Raw genomic sequence first — 17,404 nt, forward strand, 5'->3', positions numbered from 1 at the left:
TAGGGATCAGGGGATGATCCAGGGGCCTGTTTAATTTCCTGAATTTCCGGTGAATGGGTAGTAGGAAATGAACTGACAGCAAGCGCGCCTGCGGGATTTGGGGACGGGCTTGCTTTGCAGTGTCTAAACAGGGAGGCTACAGAGATGGATGAAGCATTGCTTGCACAATTCAAGCGTTGGCATGATGAGGATAAACACCAGCAGATCGTGGACCGCATTCTGGAGATTCCGGTAGACGAGAGAGGGTATGAGTTAACCAGCCGGTTAGGCCGGGCCTACAATAACCTGGACCAATACGGGGAAGCGCTGGAGCTGCTGCTTAGTGTGGCGGAGGAGGGCGCGGACGATCCGCTGTGGCATTTTCGCATAGGATATTCCTATTATCATCTGAAGCAGTATGAGCAGGCCGTTCAGGCGTTTGCGCGGGCGGATGAATTGCAGCAAGGAGACGGAGATATTCAGGCGATGCTGGAGTATAGCAGGGAGGGTGCGCAGCGTGAGGCGAGAGAGCAGGCCAGACGCGCCGAAGCGATACATAATGCTAAATTGCTAAGAGAGAGCGGAAGCAGGGATCTGGGTTCTTTCCTTGATTTCTGTGCGGATTTCTGGGAGGACAGCGACTATGCCTTGAAGGAGTATGTCTCTCCGCTGCCCAGTGACGAGCTGATTGCTTCAGTCGAGGAAGAGCTTGGCTATAAGCTGCCGGCCTCTTATATCGCCATGATGAAGCGGCATAACGGGGGGATTCCGCGCAATACCTGTTTTCCGGTGAGTGAATCTACGTGCTGGGCGGAGGATCATGTTGCGATCTCAGGGATAGCCGGAATCGGCCGTGACAAAAGCTACTCCCTCTGCGGAGACCTGGGCAGCCGCTTCATGATTGAGGAGTGGGGTTATCCCGATATTGGCGTGGTCTTCGGCGACTGTCCTTCTGCCGGACATGATGTCATTATGCTGGATTACCGCCACTGCGGGCCGGAGGGGGAGCCTGAGGTGATTCATGTGGATCAGGAGGGCAATTACGAGATAACATTCCTGGCCCCCGACTTCGAGACCTTCATCCGCGGGCTGGTGAACGATGAGGTGTTCGATACCTCTGAAGAGGACAAGCAGGCGGACCTGAAGAAGGTGGCCTCTGCGCAGTTCTCTCCGCTGCTGCAGGAGCTGTGCGGCAAGGTTACGGAAGTAGACGATATAGAGGGCATTATCCGCAGGATCTGCACCGCCATCGTTGAGGAGAAGGGGCATTTCAGTCTTCATGCAGATGAACGCTCCACTCTGATGTATGATCTGCAATTCTGGCTCTACACCAGCGCCTATCCGAATACGAACCGTGACCAATATCTTGAGGTGTATTCCAAAATGATCGCGTTCGGCGGTGAATTCAGCACAGGCGGATATGCCCCGGGCTTCATCTCGGACTGGCTGGACGACCGGGTCCGCCAAGGCATGATCGTGAACACGAACGGGACGCTCCGGTTAAAGGATGAGGCGAAGGAACAATTATTGAAGAAGCTGAAGGAGGAGGAAGCGGTGGGAGCAGCAGATCTGAAGCCTTTTATTATCGTGGAGCAGGATAACGGCGGCAAGTCCGTGATTCTGAACGCGGGAAGCTATAAGACAGAAGTATTCGCCGCGCGGGAAGACGAGGGCTTCGAAGGGGGCGGATACGATTGGGCCTCTCTGGCAGCGGTCTTCCTGGAGGAGCGGATGCCTGAGCTGGCCCAGATCATCCGGTTTGACCCGGAAGCGGATATGTTCTGCGCCTATTCCTCTGACGGCGAGGCGCTGGTCAAGTTCGCCATTGCCTTCAAGCGGGCCTGTGAGGACGATGAGCTCATCCGCGATCTGTTCTCGCGCGCGGAGCTGGATTAGGCCGAATCAGACGGGGCTGCCTGTATATGGGTAGTCCCGTATTTTTATAAGGGTGCTAATTGGAGAGGTTATCTGATTACGTGCCAGCCCAGTATTGTGGCATGTGGGGAAAGTGAAGGGGGATAGTTGTAGTTGGTGGCACCTCGATCATTTTCAAATTCACCGTTACTGAGACGCTTGGCTTATGAATTTGTAGAAGGCTAATAAATGTGGGTCTTTATATACAAAATAAGTAGAATAAAATTCAAGGGTTACTCTATGTAACTCTATTTTTGTTGTTAAAAGTCGAACTATGTAAAGAAAAACACAAAATTGAATCGAAAGCACCTTACCATTTAAATCGCTTAATTGATAAAATTTAGTATTTAATACTCATGAAACCAAAAATGTTATCATCCATACTTATATCTGTAATTATAAATTATTTGGAGGGGAGATTTGAGAATTGAAGAAGATGAAAATTTTAGCGAGTTTAGGATTGTCATTGGCAATTGCCTTCGTTGGTGTTAATCCTTCTGTGTATGCAGCAGAAACCAAACCAACAACTGAAGTAATTACGGAAACTAGCGACATTTATTCAAAAGAGGGGGATTTAATTGGGTCAGTAGCTAAAACACATACGGTAAAGATAATTGAGGCAACTGAAGGTTTAACTACAACAGTTACAACGACAAGAGATTTTACACTATTACCTGAATATGAGAACGTAGAGAGTTATTAGACAATTTTCCAAGATGACTCAACTACATCGGAAATATTTTATGATAACTTAAATCATAAGATTTTAGTCAATGACGAAGAATTGAATATCGGAGATTTAAATGCCGTCACTAACCCACTTATCACACCATTACAAGATACTGGGGGCATAACATGGCTTAGTCATTACTACAGTACAAACGATTTATCCTCTTATGTATTTACTGGCTACCAGTCAATGAATTATAATTGGATTGGGAACAATAACTCACATGGAGAACCAGAAGGCGCTCATGTGTACAAGAGTGGTATTAAGCCAAGCAACACTTGGTTTCCAACTACTAAAAACGCAGTGGATTTGTTTAGCCATTCTTACGCAGACTTTAGACAGGCTCAATATGTAATGTACGCTGAAGCTGTTGCATCAGGATGGACGGGGGCTATACTTCTTTGGACTGGATGGGGATGGGTTGCTGCTGGTGCGCCTGTGGCAGTTCTTGCAGGTATAACTATTAATTCATTTAATACTGCCAAGAATGATATGCAGAAAGCTTATACTTATATGGTTAAACTATAAAATCTATTAGTTGGGTTTGATCTACTATGATACTAAATATACTTATAGGAATGGGTATCGCTTGGCTTGCTTACTATAGCATTTACTCAGCTTATAAAAAAGATCGCAGTCCTCAAAGTGTTTCACTTAGTCTTATAACTACCTTTACCTTATTGGCAGCCGCACTGCTTTTGGCGGATAAAAATGACAACTATTATTTTTTGGTAGCGATAAGCATCGCTATTCTGCTTCATAATATCAGCATTTTTTTTAGCAGACGAAAAAGAAAGTGAAGCTTCTTCAACAAAACCATGCTCATTGAGTCATGGTTTTGTTTTTATTATCTTGAGGTTCTAGCAAAGCGCTCAGAGATAATACTATTCGCCTTTCCAATCAGATTCTAGCTAAGTTAGATTTCATATGTAAGGGTGCCGTCACCAAAACTCAAGCATTAAACAATGGTCCGTGCGCATCTCCAAAGTACCCCGTTACTTTTTTCAGGTTGAATATCCAGTGTAGCCAGCACTTCCCGATTGATCTTGGTAAGAGCTTCTATCTCGTTTGTACTCCTGCTACTTATCAAAGTCATATGTTCATCTAACGCCTTGCGGCGGTCGGTATGATCCTCGAAACGGAAAATTTCTTCAGCAGGGATTTGGAAAGCAGCTATTATTTTCTCCAGAGTCTCCAAAGAAATATTGCGGTCTCCGCGTTCAACCCCACCTATATAGCTGTAGTGAAGTGACGCAGCTTCCGCCAGCTGTTCCTGGGTCCATCCTTTTGCTTTTCTAAGCTCGCGTATCCGAGTTCCTACACTTTCTGGTAAATTCATTGGATCACCTCAGAATACTTATGTCTCAAAAGCTCCTTTCACCTCGCTAACAATCCTCTGCAAAGTGCTTATTTGCTTCACGCTCAATCCGCTGACAATAACCGCATATTCATCAAGGGCTTTCCGCTGTGCAGCTTCAGTTTCGTTAAGACCCTGAGAATGGAGAAATAACTCGCCGGGTTGAACTTGTAATGCGTTTACGATCTTCTCCAAGGTATCTATAGAAAAATTCCGCTCTCCGCGCTCAACTGCTCCTATGTACGCATCATCCAAGTTAGATAGCTCGGCTAATTGCTGTTGTGTTAATCCTTGGGCCTTCCTTATTGCGCGCATTCGGTCCCCGACCGTGTTTCGTAAGTCTGTCATAGAAAATCACCTCTCCTAAAGGTTAGGAGAGTACGTGCTTAAATAGCAGGGTCGTAAAGGCGGTAAAAGTAATTGATAATACTACTTTATAGTAGTATATTTAATTTATTGTACTACTTTTCAACTATTTGATAAAGAAAAAGGAGGCACCATCATGCGCCCTTCTATTCTGAAATTACTCAATCCCGACATTATCGTTGAAATGCTGGAAATGGCAAATCGCTTAGAGGATTGGAATAAGGTGCTGAATACGGCAGGTATTCTCCACAGCTATGCGCAGTGCATCTATGAGGAGCGGCAGTATCACAAGGCTAAAGGGCTTCCGGTACCGCTTATGGACATGCAGCGTCCGCTTGTCTATTATTTCGGGTTCAGTCATCTAATGCGGGGCATCGCTTATCAGAAGCAGCAGAAGTATGACGAGGCTAGAGAGATGATATACCGCTATGCTGAGCTTGGCTGGATGGAGGATTTGGGGGTAGAAGGGGAGACGATTGCCGAGGAGTTCAGAGGCTTGGCACGTGCTAACTTGTATATGGTGGATATTCTCTCAGGGCAGAATGGACTTCTGGAGGAATATCGCTGTTTCTTGCAGGATCATCCGGAGGAGCTGTTGCCGGGGTTAGGGACAATTTTGCAGGCTGCGGTGGATTACGGGTTAGATGTGGATGATCTGCTGCATACGTTCGCGGAGCAGAGTGCCGGGTTTGGGGACTATGAAGATGCAGGGAATCTCTCTTATTATTTGAATTATTGCTATCATTTGGCTCTATATCACAAGCGGGGAGGCAGACTCCCGGAGGCGATGGACTGGATGATGCAAGCTTTAAGACTGGCCCACCAGTCCAGACACGATAGCAACTTCAAGCGTTGTCTGGCGTCATTTGAAGCATTGCGTGGAAAAGTGACGGCAGAAGAGAGCCGACGGTATGATGAGGTGCTGGCAGATTGTCTGGCGCAGGTTGTTTTGGGGCTTCATGAACCTCCGGATGCGGGAGTCCAGATTCGGATTTTTTCATGAACTATCCCTGCAAAAAATAATACAAACAAATGTTCGGTTTATTCCGCTATACTGATCATATCTCAGGCGATAAGGGGACAAGAACCAGTATGGGCGGGATCACCAGACATGATGTGAATGAGGAGTATGCGTACTCCGGTTTTGTAGAGGCGGGGGATTTTGTTTTCCTGAGCTTCTGTGTAGGCAATGTGGGCGGAACGGTGGAAGAGCAGGTGGAAGGTGCGCTGAATGACATGAGTGATCGTCTCGGACGGGTGGGACTTACACTTACAGATGTGGTGAAAGTGGACATTCTGCTGCGGGATGTATGGGAGATTCCAGTTATGGAAGAGGTATTCAAGCGCAGATTCCAAGGCAAGTACCCTGCCCGCAAAACGATCTCCACCGAGTTCGCGCATGTGGGAGGCCCGGATGGACTTAAGGTCCAGATCGACGGCGTAGCATATCGTCCGCGCGCGTAGCGGTAATTCCAACCACAAGAGCAGCCCTCCTGCCCGGATGAGCTGCTTTTTGTTTGCTTAAAAGTTGCAGTGAGATACTTGATTTAGGGCAGCGGTGACACCATACAATGTTCCTTCAGGGTTATGACGGCTGTCCATTAGTGCTCTTTCGAGGCAGGGCGAAGCATACCCCCAACCAGCTGCAGACTCTGTCTGCGGGTCATGAATCGGGTAATCTGGGCACCCAGGTAATTGCGGAATCCGGGAACAACGTACTGTTTCCCTCTGGCCATGGCACGCAGTGTAAGGGCCACTACCCGCTCCGGCGAGTCCTTTGCGCCGCCGACAGAGGCATCCTCCGTACCTACTACGTTGAAGAAATTGGTCTCTGTCGAGCCTGGGCACAGGGCGAAGAATTGTACGCCACGATCCCGATTCTCCCAGTAGAGGGCATCGGTGAAGGACAAGACAAAAGCTTTGGTCGCCCCATAGACGGCCATATAAGGCAGCGGCTGAAAGCCTGCGGTAGACGAGACATTGATCACAGCACCTGCTCCTCTGTGGAGCATTCCGGGAAGGAAGAGGTGCGTCATATCGACTACAGCGGCTACGTTGAGCATGACCTCTTCATGCTGGCGCCTGCCGGAGATCTGCTCGAACAGGCCATGGGTGGCAAAACCTGCATTGTTCACCAGCAGCTCGATATTCAGGCCAAGCTGCTGGCATTGCTGGTACAGCTCACCGGCAGCGTCTTCGAGCGATAGGTCCTGGGGAATCACCTGGCACTGAATTCCATGGCTTCGGGTCAATTCGGCTGCGAGTGCATCCAGTTTGCCTTTGGATCGGGCTACAAGCACCAGATGACTGCCCTCCTTGGCTAATTGTCTGGCAAACTGTTCACCGATTCCCGAAGAGGCTCCGGTGATTAAAGACCATTTCCCTTTAATATTCATTTTGACTACTCCTTCTGCACCGATGTTTTGTTTTGGTAACAACGTTACCTATGTGAATCATAGTAACTAAAACATCACACGTGTGTCAACCTGATTTTATCGCGTAAGGGTTCAATTGACATCCCAGGTGCGAATGTTTAGAATTCCTGTTAGAACCCGGCAACCCTGTTGCTGGTCAATAACATTGATAACCGAATGAAGGTGATTCCTATTCATAACGAAGATAAGCCGGCACCACCCACGGGCCGGACACTGAAGACCTATCAGGAAGCCCGCCTGCAAAATACAGAAAATCTCCGTAAGCTAGTGGTAGATGCAGCCGCAGATATTCTGCAGGAAGAGGGGCCGGAGGCCGTTACTGTACGCAGAGTATCGCAAAGAATGGGCTGTTCCACGAAGATTATCTACAGTCTGTTTGTCAATAAAGAGGGCCTGGCCCAGCAGCTCTATCTGGAGGGCTGCAAACTGCTGGCCCGGCGGTTTGATGAGGTGCCGCCGTCTGCTGACCTCCGGCAGCATCTGCTGGAGCTGGGCGAAGCCTTCTGGCAGTTCGGACAGGATTACAGCAGCTACTACAAGCTGATGTTCGGAGGGGCTTTTGCCGAGTTCAAGCCGGATGCGGAGAGTATGCAGGGAACGTTGACCGCCATACGCCGACTACAGGTTCTAATCATTACCGCCCAGCAGCAGGGGCTTATTTCGGACAAGGAAGAGACCGGGGCTCTTGTCGCCGTCATATGGTCCTCACTGCACGGTGTAATTCATCTGTATATGGGCGGATTCCTTGGCGATGCCGAAGCCGCCCATGCTGTATACAAACAGACGATGGCTATGCTCTCCCAATCCCTGTTTGCCGAACCGGATAGAGGAGCGATAAGCGAATGATCGCATTAATCTTGGCTGCGGGGTATGCTACCCGTCTGTATCCCTTAACATTAGACACCCCGAAGCCGCTGCTGCCGGTGCAGGGAAGCCGGACGATTCTGGATCTGCTGGCCGCGCGGCTGGAGGTGCTGGAGGAGATTTCGGAGATTCTTGTGGTGACGAATGAGCGGTTTTTCCATGCTTTTGAACAGTGGGCCGGGCAGTACCGGGGGAGCAAGCCGGTTCGTATCCTGAACGATGGCACTTCTTCTCCCGAGGGGCGGTTAGGCGCGATTGGCGATATCCAGTTTGTGCTGGAGCGGGTGCAGCCGCAGGAGGATCTGCTGGTGCTGGCAGGCGATAATGTGCTGGGCTTCGGCCTCGCTGGGTATTTGGACTATTTTCACAAGGTGGATACCGACTGTATTCTGGTGCGGACGGTGGATGATCCAGAAGAGCTGCGCAGTATCGGTGTGGCGGAGCTGGATGCGCAGAATCGGGTCTTATCCCTGGAGGAAAAGCCGCAGGCGCCCCGCTCCAACATTGGCGTATTCGCGCTGTACATCTACAAACGGTCTACGCTGCCGCTGTTCTCCCGTTATCTGGCTGAAGGGGGCAACCCGGATGCGCCGAGTTATTTTCCCGAATGGCTGCATTCCCGTCAGGAGATGCGGGCCTACTATACGGAGGGCACGATAGAGGATGTCGGCACCCCGGAGGCCTATGCGCAGATGCGGGCGAGGCTGGAGGAACAGGCAGAGTAGCCTGGGCCCACAATCACAAAAACGCACGGGCAGAGGGCGAATCTCTCTGTACCCGTGCGTTTTTGTTTTATGGCTCTATGCCGTAGATGAGCGTGCCATTATGGTACACAGTAATCCGATCATTGGCGGTGAAGCTGGTCAGCAGCGGCCGGAAGGAGTAATCGTTAGCCTGGCTGTAATTCGCATAGTTATCCTTGTGAATGCGGAACTGGATCTCTCCGGTTGAGCCGGAAGCAGCCAGGGTCCCTGCTCCATCCTTGAAGGAGATTTCCGCGTAAGCGTCGGCGTTCGGGACCGGTACTGTGAGCGGAACGATGGTGGTCTGGATATTGTTTTTGCCGACGACGGCGTAGTCAATCTCCATGGTGTGCGCAGAGCTGCCGTCCTGGGTGAACCAGTAACGGATCGTGAATTGGCTGAGCGGGACGGGGACGGTGGAAGTGCTCTTCAGCTGGAGACTTGCCCGGATGGAGCCCACATTGTTGCCGGTCTCATCACTGCGGTAGAGCGGAGTGGCGGTTACAGGTCCTGTTCCTGGGCCTCCAGGCTGTTCAATAGGAGGGAAGGTGACCGTCTTCATGATCCGGTTCAGCATGAGCTGCTTCGGCCGGTTCCAGGTTGCCCAGTCATCCTGCAGCAGACCGCCGGTATCCCCACTGTTGGGGTTCAGTGTCCAGTAGGTCCAGTAGAGGTTATTCGTACCGATGTAATCGACTAGTTTATTTTGCCACTTCCCTTCCACCGAGAGGGTGTCCACGCTGCGGCCTCCGAATTCACCCATGATTAGAGGGGCGATGTTCTCTTTGCTGATATAGCCCCAGGTCTGATCCCATATCGCAGGCAGGTTCGCCGGAAAAGCAGGATCGCTGAACCACGGCTGCTCCGCTACCCCGGGACCGTAATCATGCGGAGAATACACCACTTGATTCGGCACGGTAAGCGTTACCGGATAATTCCGCACCCCGGTGAGGTTACCCCCCCACCAGTACTTACTGGTGTTACCCTGCACGTTCTGCTCTATACCTTCAACGATGATCAGCCAATGCGGATTCACCGCAAGGATGGCATTCCCTGCCCGCTGGGCCGCGAGCCGCCAGTCTGTGCTGAGATCACCGGTCCCCCAGCTTGCCGGGCCATGAGGCTCATTATGCAGGTCGGCACCGATTACCGTAGGATTATTCGCATACCGTGCAGCCAGCATCACCCAGTCACTGATCCAGCGGGATTCAGGATATGCGGCGGTATACCAGAGCGTTGACTGCCCGCCGGAATCGGGACGGTGCCGGTCCAGAAAGATTTGAATGCCGCGCTGGCCGGCTTTTTCGATTAAGGTATCCATAATTTCGATCGGAGTCAGACCGGCCAGATCCGGGTTTTTGGCATAATCGATGCTGTTGGCCTGGGAAGCCGGATCGAACATTTGACTGCTGAACGGCAGGCGAATCAGGTTGTACCCTTCTGCGCGGACCTGATCTAGCACATCATCCATGGAACGCGACCATAATCCGTGCGGGGAATAGTTCGGCGTCTCGAAGCCAAACCAGTTCAGTCCGTTGAACACGGCCGGGTCCCCCTGCGAATCTACAATCCGGCTGCCCGAGGTGTGATAAAAAAGCTTCGCTGCCCCCTCAGCCTTCACCGGCTGTCCGGCAATAGCAGCGGTACCTGCAAGCAGTGTTAGAGCCAAAAGCATTTTTCCCAGTGTCCTGAAACCAAAGGTCATTCATCTTCCTCCTCGTATAGGGTTCTTGATAAAGTCGAACTTTATATCATACGGGTAAAATGAAAACCTATTCATCCCGGACGAGTCTAAATTATGGAAAATTATTGAATAAAACAGGGAAGCTACAAGAATCACATCTAGCTTAAAAAGGGAATTATTGCTATAATTACTAATGTAAGCGATTGACTTCAACGGAGCGTATACATACAGTTACAGCCTAAAAGGCTTCATCCTTAAGATTTTACTGCTTAACGGTTACAGTCAGCAAACTATTCAAGCCGAGAGGGGAATTAGGAGAATGTTTAGAATGAAAGCTATACAATGGGCAGCTATCGGGTCGCTGGTGGTGTCTTTATTTGTGGGGTCGCTGGCGGTGGGCGGGGAGAAGGTGTTCGCCGCCGATTGCTCGGCCGGCTATGTAGCTCTAACGTATGATGACGGGCCGAATCCAAGCAACACGACGAACCTGCTGAATGCTCTGCAGCAGAATGGTCTGCGCGCCACGTTCTTCAATGTCGGGCAGAATGCGCAGAATAATCCTTCGCTCGTCCTGGCCCAGAAGAACGCAGGGATGTGGATTGGCAACCATTCCTGGTCACATGCGAATCTGACCCAGGTGGGCACCTCCCAGATCACATCGGAGATTACAAATACCCAGCAGACGCTGCAGTCCATTACCGGCACTGCTCCGAAGCTGTTCCGTCCGCCGTACGGGGCTACCAACGCGACTCTCAAATCCATTGAGGCCCAGAACGGCCTTACCGAAGTGCTCTGGAACGTGGATTCCCAGGACTGGAACGGAGCCAGCACCGGCCAGATTGTGTCCGCCGTAGGCACGATGAAGAATGGGGATGTCATCCTGATGCATGACCAATACCAGACCACACTCCAGGCGGTACCGCAGATTGCACAGAATCTCAAGAACCGTAACCTGTGTTCAGGCATGATCTCGCCGTCCACCGGCAGGGCGGTTGCGCCTGATGGCGGCGGCAATGGTCCTGGCCCCGCTGCAACGAAGGTAGAGGCGGAGAGTATGACTAAGGCGGGCCAATATACTGCTAATATCAGCACACCCTTCTCCGGAGTTGCCTTGTACGCGAATAATGATTCTGTGAAGTACACCCAGAATTTCACCAGCGGCACCCATAATTTCTCCCTGCGCGGAGCCTCCAATAACGCCAATATGGCCAGGGTGGATCTCAAAATCGGCGGGGTGACGAAGGGGACCTTCTACTATGGCGGAAGCAGCCCTGCGGTCTATACGATCAGTAACGTCAGCCATGGAACCGGCAATCAGGTGATTGAGCTGGTGGTTACCGCCGATGACGGGACTTGGGACGCTTACCTTGATTATCTGGAAATTAACTGAGGCTACAATATGGAAGGGGGTGCCCCAGCCAGCTATAGCACATAGCTGACGGGGGCACCCTTATTTTCGTTCAGTCTCGGCCTGCAAGAGCCTGGAGCTGCTGCAGCTCCCTCAAGGCAACTGCATATAGAATGTTACGGACTCTCCGGCCACGCTCTTTGCATAGATCTTCCCTTTATGCTGGTCCACAATCGACCTCGCGATAGCCAGACCCAGGCCGTAGCCGCCCTGCTTGCGCGCTCTGGAGGTATCCGTACGGTAAAAGCGGTCAAAGATCCGTGCCAGATGCTCCGCCGCAATACCTTCCCCGGTATTTGCGACGGAGAGGAGCACACCGGTGTTCACCTTATAGAGCGAGATGTGTACAGAGCCCTTGGGATTCGTATATTTCACTGCGTTATCCAGCAGAATCATCACTACCTGCTTGATCTGCTCGCTGTTGCCCGGCACGGTAAGATCCGGCTGGATGTCATAGTCGAAGGAGAGATTCTTCTCGAAGATGACCGCCTCCATGGTCAGAATAATATTTTCTACCGCTTCGCTCATGTTGAACCTGCTGTGGAGCTTCCCGGTCCGGGAGTCATCCATCTCCGTCAGATACAGCAGATCACCTGTCAGCCGCGTCATACGCTCCGTCTCGGACTTGATGTACTGCAGCCATTTGGCCTGATTGCGGATTGTATCCTCACTGTTCGCCAGCAGTACATCCGCATTGGTGTTAATGATCGTCAGCGGTGTCTTCAGCTCATGGGAGGCGTCGGCAATGAACTGCTTCTGCTTGTCAAAAGCTTCCCTTACCGGCGCAATCGAGCGCCCCGCAAAGTAGCGGCTGGTGAAGTACAGGATGACCAGCGTCAGCAGGCCGACAGCCGCGAAGGTATAGATCAGGTTCGTCAGGATCTGCTGCTGGGCGGTGATATCCATGAAGACGAACTGTTGTCCGCTGCTTGCAGGCTTCACCATGAAGATCCAGCGGCTGCCGTCCAGTGTGAACCGGCCGGTGTCCTTGCCCTGGCTGAGCGCTTCCTTCAGCGCGGCGGTATAGAGCTCATCGTCCATGGTGAACTTCGATTCCTTGCCGGTCAGCGTGCCGCTGGCATCAGTCTGCACCTTGAAGGAGACGGAACGCTCCGGCTGGTAAGGGTCGATCGGCCCCTGGCCTGTGGGCATTGCCCCGCCACCGCCGCCAGAACCGCGCGGGCCTTGTCCGTCGCCAGGACCCCGTTCTTGCATGTCCGCAATCCGGTGGAGTGCCATATAGATGTCAGCCTGCACATTGCGGTACGTGAAGATGTAGATGGCGGCGAAGGCCGCCAGCATGATAATGGAGATGGTGACCAGATTGACAATCAGGAACCGGGTCCGGAGTTTATTGAACATCAGACACTCGCCTCCAGCACGTACCCTACGCCCCTAATCGTGCTGATGCGCACCTCCGAGCTCAGGAAGGTCAGCTTTTTACGCAAAAAAGAAATATAGACCTCCACGTTGTTATGCTCCGCATCAGAATCGAACCCCCACAGCTTCTCAATGATCTGCTCCTTCGAGGTGACCGCCTGCTTCCTTAGGATCAGCAGCTCCAGCAGCTCCGTTTCCTTCAGATTCAGCTTCATCTCCTTGCCCTTCACCGTCAGCTTCGGATTAGCCGTATTCAGCTCCAGATCCCCGAATTTCAAGGCATCGTCTGGAATCACCTCGCCCTTACGCCGCAGAGCAGCCCGGATACGGGCCAGCAGCTCCTCTGAAGCGAATGGCTTGGCGATATAATCGTCAGCTCCATAATCGAGTCCGGTCACCATGTCGTTGATCTCTCCTTTAGCGGTAAGCATGATAACCGGTGTGGAGAAGCCGTCCTTGCGCAACTCCTTCAGCACGCTGATTCCATCCAGCTCCGGCATCATAATATCCAGCAGCAGCAGGTCATAGATCCCGCTCTGCGCATAATCAAGACCGGAACGGCCGTCGTGGACTGCGTCTACCGAATAATGGTGCTTTTTGAGGATTTGGGTTAAGGCCTCCGCCAGATGGATCTCGTCTTCTACGATTAATATTCTCATGGGATGGCTCATCCTCTTCTTAAGTAATGGATTTGCTGCTGATGCCATTATATCAAGGGGACCTTTAATCAACCTTAACCCGTTAAGATTCGTTAAAGGTTCGGGGGCTAAGATACATCCATAAGCAAGCGGCAACCATTACTCCCCTGAAAGGAACTGATCACCATGGCTATTGAGGTCTTCAACCGTTACGAGAACAAGTATCTGTTCGACCACGAATCCTATCTGAAGCTCTATCACGAACTGCTGGAATATATGGAGCCTGATGCATACAACAAGCAGCACGAATATTATTCCATCACCAATCTGTATTATGACACCCCGCAGAATTCCCTGATCCGCAGCAGTCTGGCGAAGCCGAAGTACAAGGAGAAGCTGCGCATCAGAGCCTACGGCATTCCTGAAGGCGACACCAGAGTCTATCTGGAGATCAAGAAGAAGGTGCTGGGCCTGGTTAACAAAAGAAGAACTCCGCTGAAGCTGGAGGAAGCCTATGCCTTCATCGAGAGCGGCAGGGAGCCTGTATTCGAGAGCTATATGAACAAGCAGGTGATTGAAGAGATCAAGTACATGCTGACCCGCTATGATCTGCAGCCGAAGCTGTATTTGTCCTATGACCGTAAGGCTATGTTCTGCAAAAATAACCGCGATCTCCGCATCACCTTCGACACCAATATCCGCTGCCGCCGGTATGATCTGAAGATGGAGCATGGCGTGTATGGTGAGGAGCTGCTGGAGCCGGGACAATGGCTGATGGAAGTGAAGGCGGAGAAGACCATTCCGGTCTGGCTGGCCAAGATGCTGTCGGAGCATCAGATGTACCGCACCAGCTTCTCCAAGTACGGCAACGAATACAAAAAAATGCTGCGAAACAGCCAATCAGAAAGAGAGCGTGTCCGCTATGCTTGATTCGATATTTTCCGTAGCTGAGTCTACTTCAGAACTAACATTCATGAATGCTGCCTTAACCATCGTCATTGCCATTATCCTCGGCGGGCTGATCAGCTTCACCTACATGAAGACGAGCCCTGCCGGATATTCACAGAGCTTCACGCTGACTATGGTTCTGCTGCCGGTTATTGTAGCGATCATCATCCTGCTTATCGGCAGCAATGTGGCCCGGGCCTTCAGCCTGGCGGGCGCCTTCTCGATCATCCGGTTCCGCAGCGCCCCCGGTGATCCGAAGGACATCACCTTTGTCCTGTTCACTATGGCCTCCGGGCTGGCTTGCGGCGTAGGAGCATTCGGGTATGCAGTATTTTTCACCCTGATTCTCTGCGTGTTGATGGTCCTGCTTAACCGTATGGGCTTCGGGCGCAAGCAGTCGATGCATAAGACACTGAAGGTAACGATTCCTGAGAATCTTGGTTATGAGGAAGCCTTCGCGGAGGTTTTCAACACCTTCAATGTGGCCTACGAGCTGAAGAAGATCAGAACTACGGAGCTGGGCAGCCTGTATGAGCTGGTCTATGCAGTAACGATTGATGAGCATACGAGCCAGAAGGAGCTGCTGGACGCCATCCGCACACGTAACGGGAACCTGGATCTCTCACTGACGATGGCTCCAACGATGAATGATTATTAAAGTGTGAATACGAAAGGAATGAGCATAATGAAAAAATATAATACAGTGAGCAGAATTGGAATGGTGCTCTTATGCGCCGCAGTCATGTCGGCATGCAGCACTAAGGCCGCTACGCCAGCAGATACAAGCAATAGTACCGGTACAGCTATTACAGCTGCGGCGAACATTACCTCTGCTGCCGTGCAGCTGGCAAGCGCGAAGGCTGCAGATCTCGTCACTTGGGATGCAGAGGATACGGCAACCGCCTGGACGGCAGCGGATTCAACCGCGATTGCCCTGTCAGGAACAACGGCTGCCGTTGATGGTGCAGGGGCCAAGGCGCAAGGCGGTGTGGTCACTATCACGGAGGCAGGCACTTATGTGCTCAGCGGCACACTAAATGACGGACAGATTGTTGTAGATGAGCAGGCCAAAGGGACCGTAAGGCTGGTGCTGAATGGCGCACACCTGACAGACACCGATAATGCTCCGGTCTACATCAAGGAAGCCGGTAAAGTGGTGATCACCTTGCAGGAAGGCACGGATAACAGTGTGACAGATGGAACTGCGTATGTGTTCGCAGACGGAGCTGAGGACGGGCCAAGCGCTGCGCTCTTCAGCAAAGCGGACCTGACCATCAACGGCACCGGCAAGCTGACGGTTACCGGCAACTATAACGACGGCATCACCGGCAAGGATGATCTGAAAATCATGTCCGGCACCCTAGAAGTGAAGGCAGCGGATGACGGTATTGTCGGTAAGGACATGATTGCCATTCAGGACGGTAATATTACAATCCATGCAGAAGGTGACGGCATCAAATCAACCAATGATAAGGATGCTGCTAAGGGCTTCATCGTTATTGCTGCCGGGACCTTTGATATTACGGCCGGTAATGACGGGCTTCAAGCGGAGACCGCTGCTGTCATCGACGGCGGCACCTATTCGCTGGTGACTGGCGGCGGCTATGTGAATGCCGAAGTGAAGACCGGCGATCAGGGCGGGCCGGGAATGGGCGGCGGCGGCTTCGGCCAGCGGCCGGAGGACGGCAGCTTCCCTGCTCCGGGAGAAGCTGGAGATACGCCGCCTGCGATGGATGCTGCCGGGACTGCCGGCAAGACGGCCACGGCTGTGCAGTCTGACACTGCAGCGGCAGCAGAGTCAGACAACGCGGCGGCGACAGAGACGGAATCTGTCAGCGCCAAAGGAATTAAGGCAGGCAGCGACCTGACGGTGAACGGCGGAAGCTTTACAGTCGATGCCGCAGATGATGCGCTGCACAGTAACGGAAACATCAGCGTGACAGATGGGGAATTCCAGATCGCTACAGGCGATGACGGAATTCACGCCGATGCATTGGTCTCCATATCGGGCGGCACCGTCAATATTACGCGGAGCTATGAAGGGATAGAAGGGGCGGACATCACCATATCCGGCGGTGAGATTCATGTGACCGCCACAGACGATGGCGTCAATGTGGCTGGAGGCAACGATACCAATGCGGCAGCAGGAACGCAGGCTCAGGATTCGTTCAACAGCACCGGCAGCAACCTGCTGACCATCAGCGGCGGCACCCTGACCGTAGATGCCGCAGGCGATGGCCTGGACTCCAACGGCTCAGTGACTATGACCGGCGGCACCGTCATTGTGAATGGTCCTGAGAACTCCGGTAACGGCGCGCTTGATTATGACGGAGCCTTCAACATCACAGGCGGATTCCTGGTAGCCGCAGGTGCATCAGGAATGGCACAGGCGCCTGGTGAGGACTCCGGCCAGTATTCGGTCAGCGTGGAATTCGCAGCAACTCAGCAGGCTGGAACGATGGTTCATCTGGAAGACGCTGACGGCAAGGCCATTCTGACCTTCGCTCCGGCGAAGAGCTTCCAGACCGTAGTGGTCAGCGCTCCAGAGCTTACGGACGGCTCTTATACCGTCTACACCGGCGGAAGCTCTACCGGAACAGCCACAGACGGATTGTATACCGGCGGGACGTACAGCGGGGGGAGCAAATTCGTTGCTTTTGACATCACCGGTACGGTGACCTGGGTGAATGCATCGGGTGTAACCACAGGCGGCAGCAGTATGGGCGGGCCGGGAGGCGGCGGCTTCGGCGGCGGCAGAGGCAACAGAGCCGGAGGCGGACCTGGCGGAGCAGGAGGCACGCCGCCTGCGGACGCTGGTACTACGAAGCCGGCAGATGCAGGTACTACGAAGCCGGCAGATGCGGGCACTACGAAGCCGGCAGATGCGGGTACTACAGCTCCAGAGGGAGCAGATACAAGCACGAATTAAGCGGGACAGCACAGAAGAGACTATCCATT

The 17,404-nt window shown here is 52.3% G+C and carries 17 protein-coding genes; 11 read left to right on the top strand and 6 right to left on the bottom strand.

Translation table 11 applies throughout. The features are described from left to right. Positions 1 to 144: 144 nt before the first annotated feature. The 3 genes from NSU18_RS20865 (at position 145) to NSU18_RS20875 (ending at position 3,151) form a co-directional block, all read left to right on the top strand. Positions 145 to 1,875 (top strand): Imm51 family immunity protein, encoded by a 1,731-nt coding sequence (locus NSU18_RS20865; RefSeq protein WP_341149941.1) that lies wholly within the window; start codon positions 145 to 147, stop codon positions 1,873 to 1,875. Between the two features lie 445 nt (positions 1,876 to 2,320). Next, positions 2,321 to 2,596 (top strand): hypothetical protein, encoded by a 276-nt coding sequence (locus tag NSU18_RS20870; RefSeq protein ID WP_341149942.1) that lies wholly within the window; start codon positions 2,321 to 2,323, stop codon positions 2,594 to 2,596. Between the two features lie 81 nt (positions 2,597 to 2,677). Beyond that, positions 2,678 to 3,151, top strand: coding sequence for a hypothetical protein (locus NSU18_RS20875; protein WP_341149943.1), 474 nt, complete (start codon positions 2,678 to 2,680; stop codon positions 3,149 to 3,151). A gap of 430 nt (positions 3,152 to 3,581) precedes the next feature. Here NSU18_RS20875 and NSU18_RS20880 read toward each other — a convergent pair whose 3' ends face one another. Next, the gene (locus NSU18_RS20880) at positions 3,582 to 3,962 is read right to left on the bottom strand and encodes a helix-turn-helix domain-containing protein (RefSeq protein ID WP_341149944.1); all 381 of its coding nucleotides are present in this window, start codon (positions 3,960 to 3,962) and stop codon (positions 3,582 to 3,584) included. 18 nt (positions 3,963 to 3,980) lie between these two features. After that, on the bottom strand, positions 3,981 to 4,328 hold the full coding sequence (locus tag NSU18_RS20885) for a helix-turn-helix domain-containing protein (RefSeq protein ID WP_341149945.1): 348 nt from the start codon (positions 4,326 to 4,328) through the stop codon (positions 3,981 to 3,983). A gap of 154 nt (positions 4,329 to 4,482) precedes the next feature. Here NSU18_RS20885 and NSU18_RS20890 point away from each other — a divergent pair, with 154 nt between their 5' ends. Together NSU18_RS20890 and NSU18_RS20895 are read left to right on the top strand one after the other, a co-directional pair. Continuing rightward, positions 4,483 to 5,349, top strand: a complete 867-nt coding sequence (locus tag NSU18_RS20890; protein WP_341149946.1) for a DNA-binding protein — start codon at positions 4,483 to 4,485, stop codon at positions 5,347 to 5,349. 29 nt (positions 5,350 to 5,378) lie between these two features. Next, on the top strand, positions 5,379 to 5,810 hold the full coding sequence (locus tag NSU18_RS20895; RefSeq protein ID WP_341015850.1) for a RidA family protein: 432 nt from the start codon (positions 5,379 to 5,381) through the stop codon (positions 5,808 to 5,810). A 137-nt stretch (positions 5,811 to 5,947) separates the two neighbouring features. Here NSU18_RS20895 and NSU18_RS20900 read toward each other — a convergent pair whose 3' ends face one another. Then, positions 5,948 to 6,742: an SDR family NAD(P)-dependent oxidoreductase gene (locus NSU18_RS20900; protein ID WP_341149947.1), complete on the bottom strand. Its 795-nt coding sequence runs from the start codon at positions 6,740 to 6,742 to the stop codon at positions 5,948 to 5,950. Positions 6,743 to 6,937: 195 nt separating this feature from the next. Here NSU18_RS20900 and NSU18_RS20905 point away from each other — a divergent pair, with 195 nt between their 5' ends. Continuing rightward, positions 6,938 to 7,627 carry a TetR/AcrR family transcriptional regulator gene (locus tag NSU18_RS20905; RefSeq protein WP_341149948.1) on the top strand — a complete coding sequence of 230 codons (690 nt, stop codon included), beginning with the start codon at positions 6,938 to 6,940 and terminating at the stop codon, positions 7,625 to 7,627. Then, positions 7,624 to 8,370, top strand: coding sequence for a nucleotidyltransferase family protein (locus NSU18_RS20910; protein WP_341149949.1), 747 nt, complete (start codon positions 7,624 to 7,626; stop codon positions 8,368 to 8,370). The genes NSU18_RS20905 and NSU18_RS20910 overlap by 4 nt, the downstream gene beginning before the upstream one ends. Before the next feature lie 67 nt (positions 8,371 to 8,437). Here the strand turns inward: NSU18_RS20910 and NSU18_RS20915 are convergent, their stop codons facing one another. Then, complete coding sequence (locus NSU18_RS20915; RefSeq protein ID WP_341149950.1) at positions 8,438 to 10,093, bottom strand: cellulase family glycosylhydrolase; 1,656 nt, start codon at positions 10,091 to 10,093, stop codon at positions 8,438 to 8,440. Positions 10,094 to 10,391: 298 nt separating this feature from the next. Between NSU18_RS20915 and NSU18_RS20920 the strand changes: the two genes are divergently transcribed. Beyond that, the gene (locus NSU18_RS20920; protein WP_341149951.1) at positions 10,392 to 11,462 is read left to right on the top strand and encodes a polysaccharide deacetylase family protein; all 1,071 of its coding nucleotides are present in this window, start codon (positions 10,392 to 10,394) and stop codon (positions 11,460 to 11,462) included. Between the two features lie 111 nt (positions 11,463 to 11,573). Here NSU18_RS20920 and NSU18_RS20925 read toward each other — a convergent pair whose 3' ends face one another. Beyond that, the gene (locus NSU18_RS20925) at positions 11,574 to 12,842 is read right to left on the bottom strand and encodes a sensor histidine kinase (protein ID WP_341149952.1); all 1,269 of its coding nucleotides are present in this window, start codon (positions 12,840 to 12,842) and stop codon (positions 11,574 to 11,576) included. Beyond that, positions 12,842 to 13,519 carry a response regulator transcription factor gene (locus NSU18_RS20930; protein ID WP_341015861.1) on the bottom strand — a complete coding sequence of 226 codons (678 nt, stop codon included), beginning with the start codon at positions 13,517 to 13,519 and terminating at the stop codon, positions 12,842 to 12,844. The genes NSU18_RS20925 and NSU18_RS20930 overlap by 1 nt, the downstream gene beginning before the upstream one ends. Before the next feature lie 165 nt (positions 13,520 to 13,684). Here NSU18_RS20930 and NSU18_RS20935 point away from each other — a divergent pair, with 165 nt between their 5' ends. The 3 genes from NSU18_RS20935 to NSU18_RS20945 are packed head-to-tail and all read left to right on the top strand — an operon-like array spanning position 13,685 to position 17,375. Then, on the top strand, positions 13,685 to 14,428 hold the full coding sequence (locus tag NSU18_RS20935; RefSeq protein WP_341149953.1) for a polyphosphate polymerase domain-containing protein: 744 nt from the start codon (positions 13,685 to 13,687) through the stop codon (positions 14,426 to 14,428). Further along, on the top strand, positions 14,421 to 15,104 hold the full coding sequence (locus NSU18_RS20940) for a DUF4956 domain-containing protein (RefSeq protein WP_341149954.1): 684 nt from the start codon (positions 14,421 to 14,423) through the stop codon (positions 15,102 to 15,104). The genes NSU18_RS20935 and NSU18_RS20940 overlap by 8 nt, the downstream gene beginning before the upstream one ends. A gap of 18 nt (positions 15,105 to 15,122) precedes the next feature. Beyond that, a complete protein-coding gene (locus tag NSU18_RS20945; protein WP_341149955.1) occupies positions 15,123 to 17,375 on the top strand; it encodes a carbohydrate-binding domain-containing protein in 2,253 nt (750 codons plus the stop codon). Positions 17,376 to 17,404: the final 29 nt, after the last annotated feature.

The organism is Paenibacillus sp. FSL H8-0048 (assembly GCF_038002825.1).
Lineage (GTDB): Bacteria > Bacillota > Bacilli > Paenibacillales > Paenibacillaceae > Paenibacillus_AQ.